The organism is Pseudoalteromonas sp. SG41-2, from assembly GCF_014164535.1.
Taxonomy (GTDB): Bacteria; Pseudomonadota; Gammaproteobacteria; order Enterobacterales; family Alteromonadaceae; genus Pseudoalteromonas; species Pseudoalteromonas rhizosphaerae.
In genome coordinates this window covers 88095-109205 of the sequence record NZ_JACJFK010000014.1, presented here as the reverse complement: position 1 = coordinate 109205, position 21111 = coordinate 88095, and the positions used below count along the sequence as shown (strand labels likewise).

Genomic DNA, 21111 nt, shown 5'->3' with positions numbered 1-21111 from the left:
TTTAAAAAGAGGAACGCATAAAACTTAAAAAATTCATGGCTGAAGCCATTTCCTACGGGTGAAAAATACGAATGGGACAGATTTTAAAATAATGTGCCTGTCCCATTTTATTTTACCCTTCAGTAAGCGCGGCATTAGTCAAAGCACTTAAAGATAGTGGCGCAGCATCATCCGACATGGTTGATGCGCTTGCCAAGCGTGTAAATTCACTCGATCCACAACTACGTGCCGCAAGTATTGATTTACTTGGCGCCCAACAAACACAAGAAGCGAAAAATCTATTAGTAACTCAGTATAAACGTGAATCAGATGTATACATTAAAAGACGTATTGGTAGGTATCTTAGCGCGAAGGATTTGAGATGAGAAAGTTTATGCCAATGTTATACGCTTTTGCAGCTGTTACTTTAACAGGCTGTAATAGCGAACAGGCTACTGAACAACCTACTAAGCAAACGACTGAACAAGAGACTAAGCAAAATGATTGGACACCGCTTAACGTTAATTTTCAAAATATGACCGAAAATAACAGTTTTGCCGTTGAGATCCCCCTAAGTGATAACCGCCGAGCACTTCGTGTAACAGCGTTGCCCAAGGGATGTTTGATTGCCTCATCAGCTTTAAATGTTAATGGCGATACGCTAATAACCGATAAGTCGAGCGCAAATAAACACCTTTGGAGAACAAATAAACTCTCTGATCTGGGTTTGTTTGTATTAGAAGGTGTTGCAGCAGAAATCACTCAAATGACATTTAAACCAGTGCCGTGTGACTCTTTTTCCAAAGATACTCTAGCCAAAAATATCAATATAGAATTGCTCGTCTCTGCTATGCCAGCTAATCCAAGCATTAACGTAAGGTTTGCTTTAAGTTCTGCTATTGCTTCTGAAATAGATGTTGAATCACTTTCTATTTTAATTGGCCTTGAATTAGACCTGAACGTTAATGTAACTGAGGTTGAATTTATAGATGATGCAGCCATCATAATGAAAAGTACTCACGATTTAACCCCTTTAGCAAATATCTTGTCACAACTTAAAAGCAAAGATGAGGATACGATTAGTGTTGTTATTGGCAAATGCGTTAAACAACAAACTGGCTTTGGCCTACAAAATTTAGCAGGGTTTACGCCTCGTATCCCTGGTGGCGCAGGTGTGGCTGATGGTATTTTTGTATCACCCACCAATTGCGCTTTCCCACAAAGTGCTCCTGGCACTATAAACGAGATAGCACGATTAACAGCGCATGAAATTGGCCACTTCCTTGGACTCGCTCACCCCGTAGAAGCCAATGGAACTGAAGATGATTTAACCAGCACCACCGTCAACAATCTGATGCACCGCGTTCCTTTAGCAGCAACCGCTAAAGGGCTAACACTCGAGCAAACACAAAGGATACTGGCACATCCCTTCGTAATTGACCTATAGAATATTTTAAATCACTATCATCGGCATATATCTGACTGTAGTAAACTCATTATTAACTATGGGAGACTAATAATTAGTCTCCTTTTTCTTTAGACAAAATAGGAAATCCTTGGTCATCCCACTTTATTACGCGTGCACGCGCATGGCGATTTGGATCTGTTAAGGGTGTACCCTGTAACTCTTTATAATCACGGCTATGGTAAATTAGTAAGTCTGTAACACCGTCCTCTGCTTTTACAAAACTATTGTGACCTGGACCAAAGCGCCCTACTTTTTCGTTACTTGCAAAAATTGGCTGTGGCTTTTTATGCCAGCTTGCGGGGTCGAGTAAATCTGCATCGGCATCGGCCCATAACAAGCCCATTGCATATCGATCATCGGTGGCACTGGCAGAATACGTAAGTAGCACTTTTCCCTCACGGATCATCACTGCAGCTCCTTCATTCACCTTATAGCCTTGTATTTCCCAATCAAGTGTTGGCTCTGAAATATTAACTATTGGCTCTTTTATCGATGTTGGTGAGTCCATTTGTGCAATCCACAATGCAGAGTTGTACGTTGCGGGTTGGTTTTGTTGTGCCCAAACTAAATAGCGTTTGCCGTTGTGGCTAAATGTTGTGGCATCCAACGAAAAACTATCAAGGTGGGTTTTTAATTGCCCCATTTCTTGCCATTGGCCCTTCATCGGATTTTTGTTGTCATTTTTAAGCACAAACATACGAATACTAAACGGCTTTTCTACATCACCCGCTGCAAAATGAATATACCAACTGCCATCAACTTTATGTAGCTCTGGTGCCCAAATATTGGTACTCATTGGGCCTTTTTCATTTTTATGCCAAATCACTTTTGGCTCTGCTAGTTTCAAGTCATTAAGTCTACAAGCTTGACGTAATTCAATTTCGTCAAACTTAGGGGATGTACCAATAAAGGTATAACAACCGGTTTTTTCATCGCGGACCAACCAAGGATCTGCGCGTTGCAAAACAATCGGGTTATCAATTGGCATTAATGTTGGGCTATTATTTGCCTCTGCAACACTGTAAAAGCATGACATACTAAGTACGCTTATAATTGCAGTGGCAATCAGATTCTTGGCCATGGTATTTCCTATTTTTATAGTTTAATTTCCATTGTTAATATTGTATTACATATATTATAGTAGCTGATAAGTTTAATGATTAAAATAAAAAGGTAGGCAACTATGAAACACGCAAAAAAGTTCGCTCATACATGTAAACTGCTCGGTGCAAGCACATTACTTTGTTTAGCAAGTAATACCATGGCTAAACAAGTTGAAGTACACGACCCTGTAATGACCAAAGAAGGCGATACCTATTACGTCTTTAGCACGGGTATGGGGATCACGTATTACGAATCCAAAGACATGAAAAATTGGCAGCTTACCGGGCGCGTATTTAAAGACGAGCCGAGCTGGGCAAAACGAGTTGCCAGTGACTTTGGTGGCCACCTTTGGGCGCCGGATGTATACCAAAAAGATGGCAAGTTTTACCTTTATTATTCTGTGTCTGCGTTTGGTAAAAACACCTCGGCGATCGGTGTAACGGTTAACGAAACTCTAGATCCTAAATCACCAGATTATAAATGGATAGATCACGGTATAGTTATACAGTCTGTGCCTGAGCGTGATAACTGGAATGCCATAGATCCAGCGATTGTTGAAGATGACAATGGTACACCATGGATGAGCTTTGGTTCGTTTTGGGGCGGTCTTAAATTAGTGAAACTTGACGATGATATGGTACGTTTGGCACAACCACAAGAATGGCATAGCATTTCAGCACGCCCTAACACTGAACACGGACCTGTAGAAGCACCATATATCTTTAAAAAGAATGGCTATTACTACCTATTTGTGTCGTTTGATAAATGCTGCCAAGGTTTAGACAGCACTTACAATGTCCGTGTAGGGCGCAGTAAAAACGTAGAAGGCCCATACCTTGATAAAGAAGGCCGTGACTTAAATAATGGCGGTGGTTCGCTGGTGATCGAAGGTAATAAAGACTGGGTAGCGCTTGGTCATAATGCCGCTTATACCTTTGACGGTAAAGATTACTTAGTACTTCATGCTTACGAAACGGCTGATAACGGTTTACAAAAATTACGTATTCTACCGATGACTTGGGACGATAACTGGCCAGTAGTTGATAGCAAAGATCTAAACAAGCGCACCACTAAGCTGATTGAGAAGTAACACTTAAGAACAGCCACTAAAAAACCTGCATTTTTTGCAGGTTTTTTGTTTTGATATATCGCATTATTAACACAAGAATTACTGCTCTAGCACCAATATTACTCGCTAAAATCAATGAGTTTAATATCCATAAAAATAAGCTGCTCACTGCTTGTCGCTAAAGATTCATTCAGTGCCACACTGTAAATATCGTAGGCTAGATGCGGTAAAATCAAAAGTTCATAACGGCTGCCTTTAGGCATCAGCATGAGTGCTTCTTGCAAACCTTCAATTGCTTCTGCTATCTCATACTCAGCCACTTGCTCGATTTGCCGCGTATCATAAAGCACATGCCCTGTTGCAGTCATCACGCGTTGCTGCACCTTAACAGTAGCATCCCATGAAGGTGGTTCGCCACTTCCCAGTTCAATAATTCGATACATTAAACCCGAGCCGGTTACATGCACACCAGGCTGTGTTATGTATTGCTCTGCGAGCGGGTAGCGCCGAACACTCACTTTAGAATGCACATCGTCATAATGCTGTAAACTCATACTCGTCCTACTAGTTATTATTGATTAAACGAATACCGTAAATACCACCAGCAACCGATCCTTTTATTGCACTAAAGCGCAGTGTTAATGAGCTAGCTTTTTTCATTTCATCAGTTAATGGATAATCAATACTGTAAAATTCTGCACCGGTTTGCTTAGCAGGTAAGCTAACTTTTGCCAGCACCTCACCATTAATTGTGATAGTAAACTTACGTCCAACATCTGCAGTAAAGTAACGGATACGCAGTGCAACTGCCTGCTGCTCTGAGTTAGTTAGCTTATATTCAAACCAACCTGTTGCATCACGCCAATGATGGCCGTTATTAACACCTGCACGGGTATTTTCACCTTTAAAGTCATGCTCAACTTCAGGCTGTTGCTCGCCCGGTGTAATTTGGTCAACGGTCAATAATCGTAATTGCTCTTTTGCTTGTTCAGCCGCTTTTGAATCTTTAACAAATTGAGTAAATTCGGCTTCACTTTGCTGCGGCCAGTAAACTTGGTAGCGACTATCATGAAGCCTAAAAAACGGAATTAACTGAGTTGTTTGTGTGCTCCCTATCCCCTGCTGAGCAATGGCGACATTTTTATCTGTGGTAAATGCAAGTTCTGCGCTAGGGGCTCGCTTTAAATCAGCAATAAACTGCTCGGGTTCACTGAGCATGATAGGCAGTGCTTCGGGTGGACAGGTAGGCCCTGCTGCAATATGACCCATGCGACTGTTATCAGCAACAAAGTTTAAATGCTCATTTTTAAACGCTTGTACTTTGGTTGCCATTACCACAGGACCATACAATACCGCATAGTAATCTTGGTCATCAGGCAACTGCTCTGTGTACAGTTTTGGCGCTAAAGAAAAAGTTAATTTATCGCCATCATGCCAGTCATGTTTTATTGCGTAATACCCCTGCTCTGCAGTGGCATTTATTGCTTTGCCATTAAGCTTAAACTGCAATTCATCAGTAACCCAACTTGGTTTACGAATATGCAGCTGCGCTGATGAGTTATGTTTTTTATCTAATGTGTTAATCACTAAGGTTATATTATTAGCATCCGGAAAATGGCTTTGTTGAGTTACTTTTAAGTCCTGTTGCTGCCAATCAAGCGTACTTGGAATAAATAGATTTACCCATAAGTTATCGTCATTTTTACTGTAGATCAGCTCACCGTATTTACTATGATTTTCGATACCCGAACCGACACAACACCACATTGAATCTTGTACCGATGAATACATACGATAGTGCCCAGGACGCATTGGCGTAAAGTACACAAGCCCACCGTGCTCAGGATGTTGTGACGATAAAATATGGTTATAGGTTGCGCGCTCGTAGTATTCTAAATAGCGAGTGTCCGCGGTTTTCAGAAACAGCAGCTTGCTGAGTTTCATCATGTTGTACGTGTTACAGGTTTCAGGGCCTTCAACGTCTTCAACCATCGCGGTAAAATCTTTTTTGTCGTGAAAATGCTCACGCACACTGTTACCACCAATGGCCACTGAGCGCTCTTTAGTCACTGTTTGCCAAAAATAATCTGCGCCTTGTTGCCACGCTTTATCATCAGTGGCCTCAGCGACCTTCAACATACCAATAATTTTTGGAATTTGGGTATTAGCATGTAAGCCAGTTAGCTTATCTTGTTTTTTTAACAGCGGATCGACAATGCTATTTTGAGTAAACTGTTGCGCTAATTTGAGATAACGCTTATCGCCACTGATCGTCGCCATATCGGCAAATACCGCATTTAAACCGCCATATTCTGAATACAGCATCTGTTGAATCTGCTGCTCGCTTAACTTAGAGGTTAAGTTTAAAAACCATTCGCCTAAATCAAACAGCATGGTTTTTGCTTGTTCACTGCCTGCAATCAAGTAAGCATCACGCAAGCCATGGAAAATTTTGTCTATGTTATAAAGCGGCACCCAACGATCATTTAAACTAAATAAATCGGCTTTAATATTGCCATCATGGATTTGTTGCCACATCGCTTGACCATTTGGTATGCCTCCTAAATAACCGTCATTAACCTGTTGTGCGCGTTGTAGCTCATTTAACATGTAATCTAAACGGCGCTTTAGTTCTTCATCGCCAGTTGCAGCCCACGCAAGGCTTAACGCCGATAAATAATGACCGCCAATGTGACCATCAAGCCCCGAGTCTTCCCAATTACCATAAGATGACGCTTTGGGCTCGATACCAGCTTCACGTAAGTAAGGGGCTAATAATTGATCTGGGTGCAATGCCAATAAATAACGAACGTTAGTTTGCTGGGCATGTAAAAATGGGCTTGCACTTAAGCTAACTTGCTCAAGTGCAAAAAGTTGTTGTGGTGTGCGCTGTGTATGATGCGTATTAACAGTTTTATCATCTGCATTAGGGTGTTCGCTGCAAGCCGATAACAACATTACCGCAAGAGAAAAACTAATAACGTGTGGTAATTTTTTTACTGCTAAAACAAACATACACAGAGTCCTTTTGTTATTTTTATTGTTCGCCAGGCTTACCAAAAACAGGCATACCGTTATCATCCCAATTTAGTGATTTTGTGAAGGTATGACGATCTGGGTTCCACAGTGGATCACCTTCAATTTCAGTATATTGACGACAGTGATAAACCAGCACGTCGTTACCATTTTCATCTTGCGTAAAACTGTTATGCCCGGGGCCAAACATCGACTTAGGCTCGTTACTACGAAATACTGGCTCTTGCACTTTAGTCCAGCTATTTATATCTAATAAATCACTATCTAGGTCCGCATATAGCAAGCCCATAGCATAGTTTTCATCGGTGGCACTGGCTGAATACGTTAAGAATATTTTACCGTTACGTTTAAGTACGTTAGGGCCTTCATTCACCCAAAAACCAATTATTTCCCAATCAAGTTCAGGGATGGTTAAACGGGTGATTTCGCCAGTGATCTCTGTTGGTGATGACATTTTTGCCAAGTACAGATTTGAGTTACCTTTTACACCCGGTTCTTTTTGTGCCCAGCAATAATAAAGCTCATCATTATGATAAAAAGTCGTGGCATCTAAACAAAAAGTATCCCATGGGGTTTCAATTTGACCGCAAAACTGCCACTCGCCCTCAATCGGATCCGCATCTTTACAGCTAATTGCATACATACGATGCTGAAATAAATCGTGCTTAATTTCACGACTCGGTGCTGCGGCAAAATAAACATACCAAGCGCCATCATTAAAATGGATCTCAGGAGCCCAAATAAGCTCAGAATATGGACCTGTTTGTGGCTTCATCCAGACCATTTTTGGCGTTGCAGTTGCAAGCCCTTCTAGGGTTTTTGCACGGCGCAGTTCAATGCCATCATAGGCAGGCACTGACGCGGTAAAGTAATAATAACCATCTGTGTGCTTATGAATATATGGATCAGCACGTTGTGGGATCAAAGGTTTAGGTAAAGTTGACATAAATGCTCCTAAAATTATTCTGGTAACCGCTGGTTTTTAACCATATCGGTATAATAGTTATCGGTAATTTTGTATTTAAATAGCACAAAGCCCAAAATGGCATGAAACACACCAGGAATAATGGTCAGCATTAATGCTAATCCAGTCATGGTAAATTGACTTTGTTCAATATTTGGCTGGTAATCAAAAAAAGCTAACAGTAAACCACCGGCAAGACCCGCTAAACCACCACCGGCTTTTTGGCAAAATGAAATCCCGCCAAATGACAAACCTGATGCCCTAACACCGTCTTTAATTTCGCCATAGTCAACCGCTTCTGCAATCGCGGACCAAAACACCGGTGCATGCAAATCAACCACGAAAGATAAAATGATATACAACACAAAGGCCAACCAGATGTCACCAGGTTGCACTGCAAAAAACATTATCAGCGAAATAAACAACACTGCGATTTGTGACCATCTAAATAGTTTTAACTTACAATAACGTTGGGTGATCCACGTACTTGCCACCATAGATACTATTGATGCTGCGATACCGGCACTGGTAAAAGTACCCGCCAGATCAGGAGCACCTAAATAGTACTTAGCGTAGTACATAGCCACACTGCCACGAATTGCATAACCTAAAGTACCAAGCACACATGCGGCGCATAGCAGCAACCATTGATCGTTTTTAATCAGCACTTTAAATTGGGTCAGTATGCTTTCGGTTTGTGGTTCATGAGTAATACGTTCACGAGTAGTAAAAAAGCAAAACAGAAACAATGCTACACCACAGGTAGACACTAAAATCATTGCCAGTTTATAACCATGAGCGATATCGCCACCGCCCCACATTGATGCCAGTAAAGGTACAGAAAATACAATAATAACATTGGCTATTTTGGCAAAAAACATCCGATAACCATTCGCTGATAAACGTTCTTTAGGATCTGCGGTTAATACGCCAATGTACGAAATATAAGGAATTGCTACACCGGTAAACATCAAGGTGGCAAATAAATAAGTAAGGTAAGCCCACACCAACTTCATATTGTAATCAAAATCTGGAGTGGTAAATAGCAGGACGATTGAAATACCATATGGCACAGATAAAAATAAGAACCAATGGCGGAACTGCCCCCAGCGAGTTTTTACTTTATCGGTAATCACGCCCATTAATGGGTCAGTAAACGCATCAACAAAACGTGCAACTAAAAATAAAATACCCATATCAACAGGGTCGAGGCCATAAATGTCGGTGTAGAAAAACGACATAAAATAAAATAATGCAGCAACCATAACGTTTACTGCCATATCACCGGCACCAAAACCGACTTTTTCTACCACTGATAACTTTTGATTTTCCATACAACTACCTGATTTTTAAAATATGTAGTACCTTAATACGCCATATTTAAAATAATAAAGGTCACCTATTCTTTGTTTTATCACACTGGTGACCATTGTATTGCTTATTATTGTAAATTTAATGATAACTTCATTGATAGTATTATCATACTAATAGGATCGCAACTCTTTTCGACGAATCATAATTTTGGAAGCTCAACTATCTCAGAGCGAATAAATACAAGTTAAATTAATTCAATGAGTTGATAAGTAAAAACCCCGACCAAAGTCGAGGTTTTGTACTTTAAAGATTATATAAACTTAGAAAGAATAACGGGCACCAATTGCAAAAGTGCGTGAATATATACCGTTACCAAAGTTATAGATGTTTTCGTTGCCTTCACCATAATAACTTTGATACACATCGTCGAGTATATTTGTAGCATCAAAAGTCACCACAAAATCATCTGTTACATCATAGCTAAATTGGAAATCTAAACTTTGTTCTGAACGGTTCCAAAATTGCAATGGATTAGCAAAAATAGCCGCTTCGTTACCGGTATAGAACTCTGAACGCCATACATACGATAAGCGCATATCGAACGAATCTCGCTCATAAATACCCACCACACTATATGATTGATCAGATACACCAGCCATACTTGAATCTACATAACCGCTAATGGTTCCATCGTTGTTATACTCAGGTAGTTTTTGAGATGAATCTAGTGCGGTAAAACTTGCTTGCAGACCAAGCCCATTTAGCATTTCAGGCAAGTTATCCGGGAAATATACTAAACCAAGTTCCAAACCAGATAATTCGCCTTCACTTGCATTAACAGGGGCACTAAGCGCGTAAGGAATAATGTCACCATTCTTATCAGGTCGCATCACAACTTTTCGCCCTGGGACTATTCGGCTATCTATTTCTCGTAAAAAATAAGTTGCGTAAAGTGAACTTGAATCGGCAAAATACCACTCTAAAGAGATATCATAATTTGTCGACTCTTCAGGTTGTAATTGCGGGTTCCCTCCTGTGCCCGTCCCATTCTTAGTTCCCTCTGTAAGAGGATCCGTAAAATACTGCAAGGCATTTAAATCTGCAAAATTAGGCATACGTAAGGTATTAGTGTAAGCAAAACGACCTATCACATCATCGGTTATATTCCAGTTTAGAACTAAGCTTGGCAGTAATTTACTGACGTCTGCGCTCGCAGAGCTTGAATCAAAAATATTAGTATTTGTTCCAGTTTCTGCTGTGAAGTCCATATCCTGCTCATATTTGACATAACGCACCCCAAATTCCCCACTTATATTTTCAGTTATGAAAAAATTAGTGGTTGTATATAATGCATACGAGTTTTCTTCAATATCTAAGGTTTTATAAACATTTTCGGCTTCTAGACCATACACGTTGCGTACTGCACCAGCGTTATCAAGCATGTAACCACCATCAGCGGTAACGAAGTTACTGAATGTATCTGCCCTGCCATCGAAGTAATCATCCACATGGAATACAATACCGGATCCATCACCAGTAGTTCCTGCTGCGGCCAATTGTTGAATTAAACTTTCAACACTAGTATTACCAATCCCACCTTCATTTGTTCGAGTGAACTCTTCAGCTGTGCGTTTTTCGTAGCGACCGCCAAATTTCACTTTATCTATGAATCGACCACCAAAAAGATATTCAGCGTCAAAAGTAAATGTCGTAGAATCCCCGCGATTACCACCGCCGTTATCATACACCGTACCCGCATTCCAATTTTGTATTGCAGCCATATCAGCTTCATTTACTGCGGTGTTAGGATCATCCCAAAATGCAATCCCAGGAACTCCGTCATTATCATTAAAATCAACATTTAACCCTTTGGCTACACGGTCAAAGCGCATTGCAAAAAAATCAGTTTCAAATTCACTTTCTTGATAAACAACTTCAGTGTTAATTGTTAAATATTCACTAGCTTGCCACTGTGCACCTAGTGCATATAAGTAACTATCTGTTTTACCATATGAGAAATCACCACTTTGGAAACCACCTGCATTAATCGCTTGTTTTTCTTTAACTACATTAGTGCCATCGAAAATAGTTGGTGTTTCAATATTGCCATTGCCGTTTTCAAACGTGTTTGAAAACCACATCGCATTTTGTGACTCGTTTTCATACCCGGTGTAAAAACCTTCGGCGGTTATTTCTAAAGTATCAACCGGTGCCCACTGCAACGAGATAGAAGCTGCTGGACGTTTACGTAAACCAGTAAATGACGTACCAAAGATAGCATCACGTGCTATTAAATACTCTGTCGGCTCACCTTCAACGTTTAGTTTAGACCCTGGAGTATTAGGTAAACCGTTCTCTTGACCAATCTGCCAAACCTTGTTTCCTTGCGAGTCATATTCAGGAATACGTGAATAAGGAGAGTACATTGCTTGCGGATTATTAGTAAAAAATGGAAACGCTGCACCTGCAGTTATCGTATCATCACGATAATTGGTTTCAGAGTACGACACATTAAACAGTGCACCAAACTCACCAGCGCCGTCAATTTCCCAACGATTACTTAGCAGTGCACTAATATTTGGGTCAACTTTATCTGGTTGATCGGAGTAAATACCACGTGCAGCTAAAACAACTTTTTGGCCATCAAAGTTAAACGGGCGATTTGTTTTAATGTCGATTGAACCCGCAATACCTCGCTCGACTTGATCTGCTGATCGCGTTTTATAAACTGTTACGCCAGATAGTAAGCTCGCCGGAATATCTTGCAGTGCAACATCGCGCCCTGCACCGGTAAAAATATCTCGACCATTGACCGTAGTATGAACATCCGTTAGACCACGAATAGACACAGTACTCACTTCACCAGCACCACGGCCTGTGGTTTGTACACCAGTAACCCTTTGTAGTGCTTCAACTACATTGTTATCTGGGAACTTGCCAATATCTTCTGCAATAATAGAGTCGACAATTTGTGTACTAAAGCGTTTTTCAGCCAGTGCCTTATTTAAGCTACCACGAATACCAGAAACCTGAATAATTTCAATGTCGTCTTTCTCAGCATTTACCGATGCATTATCTTCTTGCTGCGCATATGCAAACTGACATGAAACAGCCATGATTATTGCACTAGCTATGTGTGTTTTTTTGAACATGAGTGGTGTTCTCCATTTGTTTTCCCCAGAAGGCTATTACCCTCTGCTTCCCCTTATTTACAAACTTGTTGTCAGAGCCTGTATTAAGGTTGCCTTTTATTATGTTAATTATTTGCTGCCTGACATTGATAATATTGTATGATTAATTAACAGTCAACTGATAAAAATAAATAAATGTTAAATAAAAATCAAAAAAACAAATCTTGGCAACAAGGCCATAAAAAACAATTGGTTGATGAAATATAATCTTACGGGAAAGATAGAAGTATCAAAAAGTGAAATATAACTCATCCTAAATCAAATAATTATTATACTACAAATTAACAACTCACTTGAAAGGGTATGCCAATGCTCCATAGCTATAACATATATTAAGATCGGTAATTCCAAGTACGGGGAAACAAAAAAGACGAAACAATTAGCTTTACAAGCAATGGGAATAATTTTCTGTATAATATGAATAAGCATAAAAAACCCCGAGGTTATCGGGGCTTTTTATACTCTAATTTACATTAGAATGAATACCGTGCACCTAAAGCAAATGTACGAGAAAAAATACTACTTCCCGCATTAAATAGATTTTCGTTACCTTCTCCATAATAAGTTTGATACTTATCATCTAACAAGTTAGTAGCATCAAATGTGACAGTAACATCTTCTGTAATGTTATAACTAACTTGGAAATCTAAACTTTGCTCTGGGCGATTCCAAATTTGTAATGGATTCGCAAAAGTAGCATCCGTTGTTCCGCTATAAAACGCTGAGCGCCATAAGTATGACAAACGCATATCAAATGACTCTCGCTCGTAAATACCAACGACACTAACTGATTCATCAGAAACGCCTGTCATACTTGTTTCGGTATAACCAATAATATTGCCTAACGAATCAAAGTCAGGAGTGTCCTGCGAAGAGTCTAAGTTAGTGTAACTTGCCTGCATACCTAAGCCATCAAGAACGGCTGGCAGATTTTCTGGGAAATAGACTAATCCTAACTCGAGACCAGATAATTCACCATCTGACGCATTACCAGGAAAGCTAACAACGTATGGACGAGTTTCGCCATCATCGCCTTCGCGTACAACATTTCTACGTGATGAAATGACTAACCCATCAATTTCACGCTTAAAGTAAGACGCGTATAAAGAACTTGTATCAGCAAAATACCACTCTAGCGATAAGTCATAATTTTTTGACTCAGTAGCTTGTAAATTAGGATTACCAGTACTACCGGTACCATATTCTTGCGCTTTGGTAATTGGATCTTCGTAACGTGCCACAGAGCTTAAATCAGCGTAATTAGGCATTCTTAGTGTTTCTGTATACGCAACACGCCCGACAATATCTTCTGTAATATTCCAGTTTAGAGATAAACTTGGTAGCAACTTATTGATACTTTCTGATTCAACGGTTTGGTCATACTGAGCAGGATTTTTAGATAATAGTGATTGAAACTTCATATCTTGATTATATTTCACGTAACGAGCACCAACCTCACCGCTAATATTTTCAAAGAGATAAAAGTTCATTGTGCTATATAAAGCATAAGAATCTTCTTTAATATCAAACGTTTTATACTTATCTTCTTTGTTAAACCCATAGACAGCGCGGACAGCATCTACATTATCAAGTAAGTAACCACCATCTGCTGCGATAAAGTTATTGAAAACGTTAGCTCGGCCATCAAAGTAATCATCAACCTGATAGATAAGCCCAGATCCGTCATCGCTTACACCTGCTTCAACTAACTGGCTCATGAAATTAGTTAGCGATGTTGGTTGATATTTATTCTGAGTACGAGTGAATGCTTCTGCAGTACGTTTTTCGTAGCGCCCACCAAAAGAAACTTTATCAATATATGTGCCACCAAATAAATATTCTGCGTCAAACGTAAACGCAATTGAGTCACCACTGTTGCCATCACCATTGTCATATAGATCAGCAGCATTCCAGTTTGCAACAGCGCTCATATCAGCTTCATTTACAGGTGTATTAGGATCGTCTTCGTATACGACTGCGGGTACACCTCCACCATTATTATAATCAACGTTTAGAGTAGGAAAAGTTGCGCGATTAAAGCGCATTGCTAAAAAGTCGCTTTCATAATCACTTTTTTGATATACCAGTTCACTATTAATGGTCAGATAATCTGATGCTTGCCACTTCGCACCCAATGCGTATAAATACGTGTCTGTTTTTTGAGAAGTAGCATCACCACTTACAAAACCATCTGCGCCGAGGGTTTGTCTTTGCTTTATGACATTTGTGTCATCGTAAGTAACCGGTGTTTCAATGCCGACGTTATCATTGTAACTAAACGCATGCCATAATGAATTTTGTGACTCATTACGATAGCCAGTATAAAAACCTTCAGCCGTTAACTCTAATGTATCATTAGGTGCCCATTGAAATGAGGCTGTTATTGCTGGGCGCTTACGTTCACCGCTAAAAGAGTTACCAAAAACAGCGTCACGGCCAAGTAAATACTCTGCTGACTGGCCATTTATATCAAGCGCTGAACCTGGTGTTGTTGGTAGGCCATTTTCTAAGCTCTGCCAAACAGAGGTTTCGTTACCCGGTGCTCCTAACGTTCTAGGAATTGGAGAATAAGGTCTAAAACCAGTAGCTGGTTGGTTTGTGAAATAGGGTAATGCAGCCCCTGCAGCTAATGTATCATCGCGGTAGTGCGTTTTAGAATAGGAAACATTGACCAGTGCACCAAACTCACCCGCACCATCCAAATCCCAACGATTACTTAATAACATACTTAAATTAGGGTCAACTTTGTCAGGTTGGTCTGAATAAATACCGCGTGCTGCTAGTACTACTTTTTTACCATCAAAGTTAAATGGACGCTGAGTTTTAATATCAATCGAGCCAGCTATACCACGCTCAACTTGCTTTGCCGATCGCGTTTTATATACGGTAACACCAGAGAGTAAGCTAGCAGGAATATCTTGCAGCGACACATCACGACCTGAGCCGGTAAAAATATCACGGCCATTTACAGTAGTATGAACATCGCTTAGACCACGAATTGATACGCTGCTGACTTCACCGCCCCCACGGCCGGTAGTTTGTACACCTGAAACTCGCTGTAGTGCTTCAACGACATTATTGTCAGGAAATTTACCAATGTCTTCGGCAACAATCGCATCAACAATTTGTACGCTAGCGCGTTTTTCATCTAGCGCTTTGTTTAAGCTACCGCGAATACCTGATACTTGGATAACTTCGATATCATCAGTGCTATCTGGCGGTGTATTTGTTACTTCATCCTGTGCGTAAGACAGTTGGCATGTAAATGCCAAAACTATCGCACTGGCTATGTGTGTTTTTTTAAACATTAGCGGTGTTCTCCAAATTATAGTTATATCGGAACTCTGAACTATCCAATTAAGTTACCGAAGAGTGACCACTGCATTGCCCATTGTGTGTTGTCAAAACAGTATACGAGATATCTACATTGACTATGTATATAGATTTACACTCGGACTTTAATCATATTGTATGACTATTTAAGGGTCAACTCAAAAAACAACAAATTCAAATAACCTGTAAAGAGTAGTTAACACCCACTCCATTGAAATAGTTGATTTATTAGCTTGTTTCATCTAGCCACCTAACAATTAAAAAAGTAAGGCTATGAAATTCAAAAGCTTAAAGTCGACAATGCGAATAACAATCACATTAATACTGTGTAAAAATATAAATGCATTGCAACTATATATTTACCTCGGTTATGCTGATGTCATCACAATAAAAATACAATAATACAATTAATGGTGTTTTTTATTGTACTTTTACTAATTTTTAGTACTCACAGCTGCCATGAATTAACTAAAACTACACACAAGCGCAGATACTTTGGCTTACACCATCTATAAGGATACATATGAAAAATAAATTAACAGCCCTTGCGTTACCATTACTCTTATCGAGCGGTATGGTTGCAGCACAAAACCCATTATTTACCGACGTGTTCACCGCAGATCCAGCGGCATTAGTTCATAAGGACACAGTTTATCTTTATACCGGTCATGATGTTGCCCCTAATAATGATATTTTCTTTGAGATGCATGACTGGCTTGCTTTTTCATCAACAGATATGGTGAATTGGAAAAAGCATGGCCCAATAATGAAAGCCACTGACTTTAAATGGGCTAAGGGCGATGCATGGGCAGCGCATATGATTGAACGTGATGGCACCTTTTATTTCTTCACCACTGTTCGCCATGATGAAACTAAACCTGGTTTTGCAATTGGTGTTGCAACGTCGAAATCTCCTACCGGACCATTTAAAGACGCTATAGGTCATGCATTGGTTACTAATGATATGACTACCCAAACACCGAATGATTGGGATGATATAGATCCGGCCACCTACGTAGAAGAAAACGGTGATACCTACCTATTTTTTGGTAACCTCGTACCTAAATATGTAAAACTAAGTGATGATTTATTAAGCCTAGACGGTGAAATCAAAACCATCGACTTACCTAATTTCACTGAAGCTTTATGGGTTCATAAGAAAGATGAATATTACTATGTTTCTTATGCATGTGAATTTCCAGAAAAAATCTGCTACGCAATGAGTAAAAGTATCCATGGCCCTTGGCAGTACAAAGGCATTCTCAATGAGATTGCCGGTAACAGCGAGACTAATCATCAGTCAATTATCGAGTTTAAAGATAAAAGTTACTTTATTTACCATACAGGTGCAGTACCACCAAAAGATGGCAAGCCAAGTGGCGGACGTTTTCGTCGCTCAGTTGCGATTGAACCACTTATATACAATGATGATGGTACCTTACAGCGTATCATCATGACCACTGAAGGGTTGAGTAAAGACAAATAACTCAGTCAACGAAGGGGCTCTCACTGCAGAGCCCCTATCACCGTGGTTTAAAAAATTGTTCGCTGGTGAATAAATCTACTTATAAAGACGATTTTCAATCGCTAACTGCGTTGAGTTAACTTGCAATAGGTAAGTGCCTGACGCGTAAACTCGCCTTGTTAATTCTGATAACTTTCTAGGTAGACACTTTATTAACCTTTATAATTTTAAATCAAAGCATTCGTAAATACCTTTACCTGAGATCTGGTTAACCCCCTCTATTTTCGCGTAATACTTACATTACTTGCTGTAAATAAGCGAAAAATCGTCGCAAATCATTGCTTGATGATAATTGAAACACAGCTGTAAGCATTGTAAACAAAGCACTTTTTATTTACATAACAATTACTTTTGCAAAAGTATTTGCACATTTGAAATAGTACTATAAAATTACAATACTACGTAGTTGCTATTTTACGTTAGGTGCACAGCAATTTTATTGACAACATTAAATAACAAAAATCCCAGTTATAAGAGGACATTAAAAAATGAAACTAACCAGATTAGCGATGGTGATCAGCTGCGCTTTAGCTGTTACAGGATGCGGTTCAGACAGCAATTCAGCGCCCGAAGGCGTATTAGCGGCACAACCTACTGCAACCGCAAAGCCAACTGTAAGTAGCAGTGTACAATTTAACAACAATGGCAATGTAACAGTGACTAATGTTGCCGTGCATGATCCGTCGGTTTTAAAAGTCGATGATACTTATTATATTTTTGGCTCACATTTAGCTGCCGCTAAATCGACCGATTTAATGAACTGGGAAATGATTTCAAGTTTATCAGCAAACAGTGCTGTAAATGAAAGCCCGTTGTTTGATTTTAATTACACAACCGAAATTGCAGAGGGTATTGAATGGACTGATGGCTTTACCGGTAACTGGGCTGCTGATGTAATTAAAGCACCCAACGGCAAGTTTTGGTTTTACTACAATCATTGCGCTCAAGATAATCCAGATACACCTAACACTGTTGATGAAGTATGCTTTAATCGCTCTTATTTAGGTCTTGCAGAAGCAGACTCTATTGAAGGTCCATACAAAAATAAAGGCATTTTTTTACGCAGCGGCTACCGTACTGATGATGAATTTGCTAAGTATCCATTAGATAATGGGCAAACAATATGGGCTGGCGCTGTAGATCCCAATGCCATTGACCCCGCCGCTTTTTATGATAAAGATGGCAATTTATGGATGGTGTACGGTTCATACTCTGGCGGGATATTTGTACTTGCTATAGATGAAACAACAGGCATGCCTGAAGCAGGACAAGGCTATGGAACTAAACTAGTCGGTGGTGACTTCCGTGCTATGGAAGGTGCATTTACTATGTATAGCCCTGAAAGTGATTACTACTATCTTTTTTACTCAGTTGCAGGATTTGCTGCTAATGATGGTTATAATGTACGTGTTGCACGTTCAAAGAACCCACAAGGTCCTTATTTAGATAATGCGGGCAACGATATTGCCTCTGCAGGCGGCCTTGAAATAGGTGAAAAACTATTAGGTGGTTTTGAATATACCCAAGAGCTCGGAGAAACAGCACCAGCTTGGGGTTATCAATCACCGGGTCATAACTCAGCGTATTATGATCAGGCATCGGGCAAACATTTATTTGTCACTCACACTCGCTTCCCATTAAGCTCTACTGAATTTCCAGAAAGTGCTGAAGCACACCAAGTACGAACCCATGAAATGTTCATTAACCAACTTGGTTGGCCTGTACTTTCACCACAACGCTATGTTCCACTCAATGGTGAGAATGTACTATCGATGGACGAAATCCAAGGTTATTACAAATTCATAAACCATGGTACAACCGTTAATACCAGTGCTATTCGTTCAACTCACATTGCACTTAATGCTGATAACTCAGTAACAGGCAGCGATCCTGGTACTTGGTATCCTAGCGATGATTCTAATACCAATATTAAACTAGTATTAGAATCTGGCACTTACTTTGCCGTCGCTAAATGGCAATGGGATGATGCCAATAAAGCACTTGTACCAACGCTGTCGGGAGTATCAAGTGAAGGAGCAACGGTTTGGGCAACTAAAGTTGACGATATTACGGCAACAAGCGATATCCTTGCCACTGTTGCTCAAGCGTTGGATATTAAAACTGAGTTAAGTATTGCAGATGAAGGTTACTCATTACCAACTCTTGGTAAAGATGGCGCACAAATCAGCTGGCAAAGTAGTGATGAATATTACATAGGTAGCGACGGTGCAGTATTTATTCCAACCCCAGACCGTGGTAATAAATCAGTGACGCTCACAGCCAATATTGAGCTAAACGGCCAAACCACGAGTAAAACATTTACAGTTAATTTAACCGCACGTCCTGAGTTTAAAAATGCGATAGCACATTATTCATTTGAAAATGCGCTCACAGATAGCTTAGGAAATTTACCAAGTGCCACAACTACTGATAATAATTTGTTAAACACCGGCGCAGGTAATCAAGCGTATGCTGCTGGGCAAACAGGCCAAGCATTTAGTTTTGATGGTGCAACAGGTGTCAGATTACCTGATAGCTTTATTCAATCAAGTGCATACACTGTTTCTTATTGGTTGAAACCAACGGTTTTAACTGATTTTTCACCATCATTCTTCGCCACTACGACTGTTGATAGATGGATGAGCTTGATCCCTGGTAACACTCATTTTACAACCACACCAATGCTATGGAGCAAATATTTAGATGATGCGGGTGTTGAACAGTGGAACCAAATCATTTCTGCAACCCCGGCAACGCTTACTTGGTCGCATGTTGCAATCACTTATGCCAACGGCGAAGCTAAACTTTACCGTGATGGGGTTTTAGCAGGATCAATGCCACGCGCTGATTTTTTTAGTAATGCAACGGGTAACTTTGCACTTGGCGTAAACTATGGCTGGGATTTACCATTCCAAGGCGAGATTGATGAATTAATAGTATATGACTATGCCCTTGGTAACTTAGACATCAATGCAGCTGCTATCAATAACTTAACTGATCCAACAAAATTCGCTGGTTTTGTAAAAGATGCATTAGATTTAGGTGATGTATCAGCAGTGCGTGATAACCTCACTCTACCGCGTGTTGGTCCATTTGTATCCGGTATCAGTTGGACATCAAATAATGAAGAATACCTAAAACCTGTTAATGGCACAGCTATCGTTAATCAACCAAGTGCGTTGGCAGGCGATCAAATCGTCACCTTAACTGCAACGATTAACTATAAAGGCTTCACTGACACTAAAACCTTCGATGTTACCGTTAAATCACTTGCCCCTGCGCAATATAGCTTTGAAGGTGATTTAGCTGAGCTTGAAGGCGTTTACGGTAAAGGTAACGCAACCGGTAACCGGATAGATAACCAAGGCGGTGCTGTCACTTTCACTGACGGTATTATCGGTCAAGCTGTACATCTAGATGGTAATGTTGGAGTGAGATTACCTGATAACTTAATTACAACGAATGACTATTCAATTTCACTGTGGTTAAAACCAGATGTATTTACCAGTTACACGACTGCATTCTTTGCCGGTGCAAATTCGTCAACGTGGTTAAGCCTTGTCCCATCAATGGATGGTACTGATAAAACTCGACTTTGGGCAACTACGGGCGCATTTTTCGATAACGGTGAGCTTGATACTCGTATACCTAAAGACAAATGGACTCACTTAGCCATGACTGTCGATGGTAGCAATGGTGATACACTAAAAATGTACGTAAATGGTGAATTAAAACTTGAAGCTGCAGGTTTTCCACGTGTATTCACTGTTGCAGGCGAGACCAATGAATTTGCGTTAGGCGTAAACTATTGGGATACGCCTTATGCTGGTGCAATTGATGAGTTAAAAGTATTCAGCGGTGCAATTGATGCTGATGCAATTAAAGCACTCTTTGATGCAGCAACTGCACAAGAATAAACTATTTTGGGCGAGCTGCCTTGCCCAATAGTTTGTTGTCGTGAAAAGCCAGACGAGAGTCTGGCTTTTTTATTTATCAATTATTTCAAAAAATCACTTATCTTCTACCGCACTATTTGTACTATAATAACAACTTAGTAAGGGCTATGTACCGTATTCTTATGTTCTTATACCCTGTTTTTGCTTTGCCAAAATGACAGCATTTAAAGTT

General features: G+C 40.0%; 12 protein-coding genes. 5 read left to right on the top strand and 7 right to left on the bottom strand.

The features are described from left to right. Nucleotides 1-176: 176 nt before the first annotated feature. A complete protein-coding gene (locus H5186_RS12825; protein ID WP_182717795.1) occupies nt 177-365 on the top strand; it encodes a hypothetical protein in 189 nt (62 codons plus the stop codon). Then, entirely contained in the window at nt 362-1426 is a 1065-nt protein-coding gene (locus tag H5186_RS12820) for a hypothetical protein (RefSeq protein WP_182739569.1), read from the top strand. The genes H5186_RS12825 and H5186_RS12820 overlap by 4 nt, the downstream gene beginning before the upstream one ends. 73 nt (nt 1427-1499) lie before the next feature. Here H5186_RS12820 and H5186_RS12815 read toward each other — a convergent pair whose 3' ends face one another. Then, nucleotides 1500-2528: a family 43 glycosylhydrolase gene (locus H5186_RS12815; protein ID WP_182784211.1), complete on the bottom strand. Its 1029-nt coding sequence runs from the start codon at nt 2526-2528 to the stop codon at nt 1500-1502. A 102-nt stretch (nt 2529-2630) separates the two neighbouring features. Between H5186_RS12815 and H5186_RS12810 the strand changes: the two genes are divergently transcribed. Next, on the top strand, nt 2631-3641 hold the full coding sequence (locus H5186_RS12810) for an arabinan endo-1,5-alpha-L-arabinosidase (protein ID WP_149980056.1): 1011 nt from the start codon (nt 2631-2633) through the stop codon (nt 3639-3641). Between the two features lie 98 nt (nt 3642-3739). Here H5186_RS12810 and H5186_RS12805 read toward each other — a convergent pair whose 3' ends face one another. The 6 genes from H5186_RS12805 to H5186_RS12780 all read right to left on the bottom strand — a co-directional run bounded on the left by H5186_RS12805 (nt 3740) and on the right by H5186_RS12780 (nt 15433). Further along, nucleotides 3740-4174, bottom strand: a complete 435-nt coding sequence (locus H5186_RS12805) for an FKBP-type peptidyl-prolyl cis-trans isomerase (RefSeq protein ID WP_182761407.1) — start codon at nt 4172-4174, stop codon at nt 3740-3742. 10 nt (nt 4175-4184) lie between these two features. Continuing rightward, nucleotides 4185-6635, bottom strand: coding sequence for a glycoside hydrolase family 127 protein (locus H5186_RS12800; RefSeq protein WP_182739567.1), 2451 nt, complete (start codon nt 6633-6635; stop codon nt 4185-4187). A 22-nt stretch (nt 6636-6657) separates the two neighbouring features. Further along, nucleotides 6658-7602 carry a glycoside hydrolase family 43 protein gene (locus H5186_RS12795; protein WP_033103079.1) on the bottom strand — a complete coding sequence of 315 codons (945 nt, stop codon included), beginning with the start codon at nt 7600-7602 and terminating at the stop codon, nt 6658-6660. A gap of 14 nt (nt 7603-7616) precedes the next feature. After that, nucleotides 7617-8954 carry an MFS transporter gene (locus H5186_RS12790; RefSeq protein ID WP_149980054.1) on the bottom strand — a complete coding sequence of 446 codons (1338 nt, stop codon included), beginning with the start codon at nt 8952-8954 and terminating at the stop codon, nt 7617-7619. Nucleotides 8955-9254: 300 nt separating this feature from the next. Continuing rightward, on the bottom strand, nt 9255-12086 hold the full coding sequence (locus H5186_RS12785) for a TonB-dependent receptor (RefSeq protein WP_182784213.1): 2832 nt from the start codon (nt 12084-12086) through the stop codon (nt 9255-9257). A gap of 512 nt (nt 12087-12598) precedes the next feature. Beyond that, a complete protein-coding gene (locus H5186_RS12780; RefSeq protein ID WP_182784215.1) occupies nt 12599-15433 on the bottom strand; it encodes a TonB-dependent receptor in 2835 nt (944 codons plus the stop codon). Nucleotides 15434-15981: 548 nt separating this feature from the next. On the opposite strand from H5186_RS12780, the gene H5186_RS12775 reads away from it, so the two are divergent. Continuing rightward, the gene (locus tag H5186_RS12775; RefSeq protein WP_182784217.1) at nt 15982-16944 is read left to right on the top strand and encodes a glycoside hydrolase family 43 protein; all 963 of its coding nucleotides are present in this window, start codon (nt 15982-15984) and stop codon (nt 16942-16944) included. Nucleotides 16945-17471: 527 nt separating this feature from the next. Then, nucleotides 17472-20900 carry a LamG-like jellyroll fold domain-containing protein gene (locus H5186_RS12770; RefSeq protein WP_182784219.1) on the top strand — a complete coding sequence of 1143 codons (3429 nt, stop codon included), beginning with the start codon at nt 17472-17474 and terminating at the stop codon, nt 20898-20900. Nucleotides 20901-21111 lie beyond the last annotated feature (211 nt).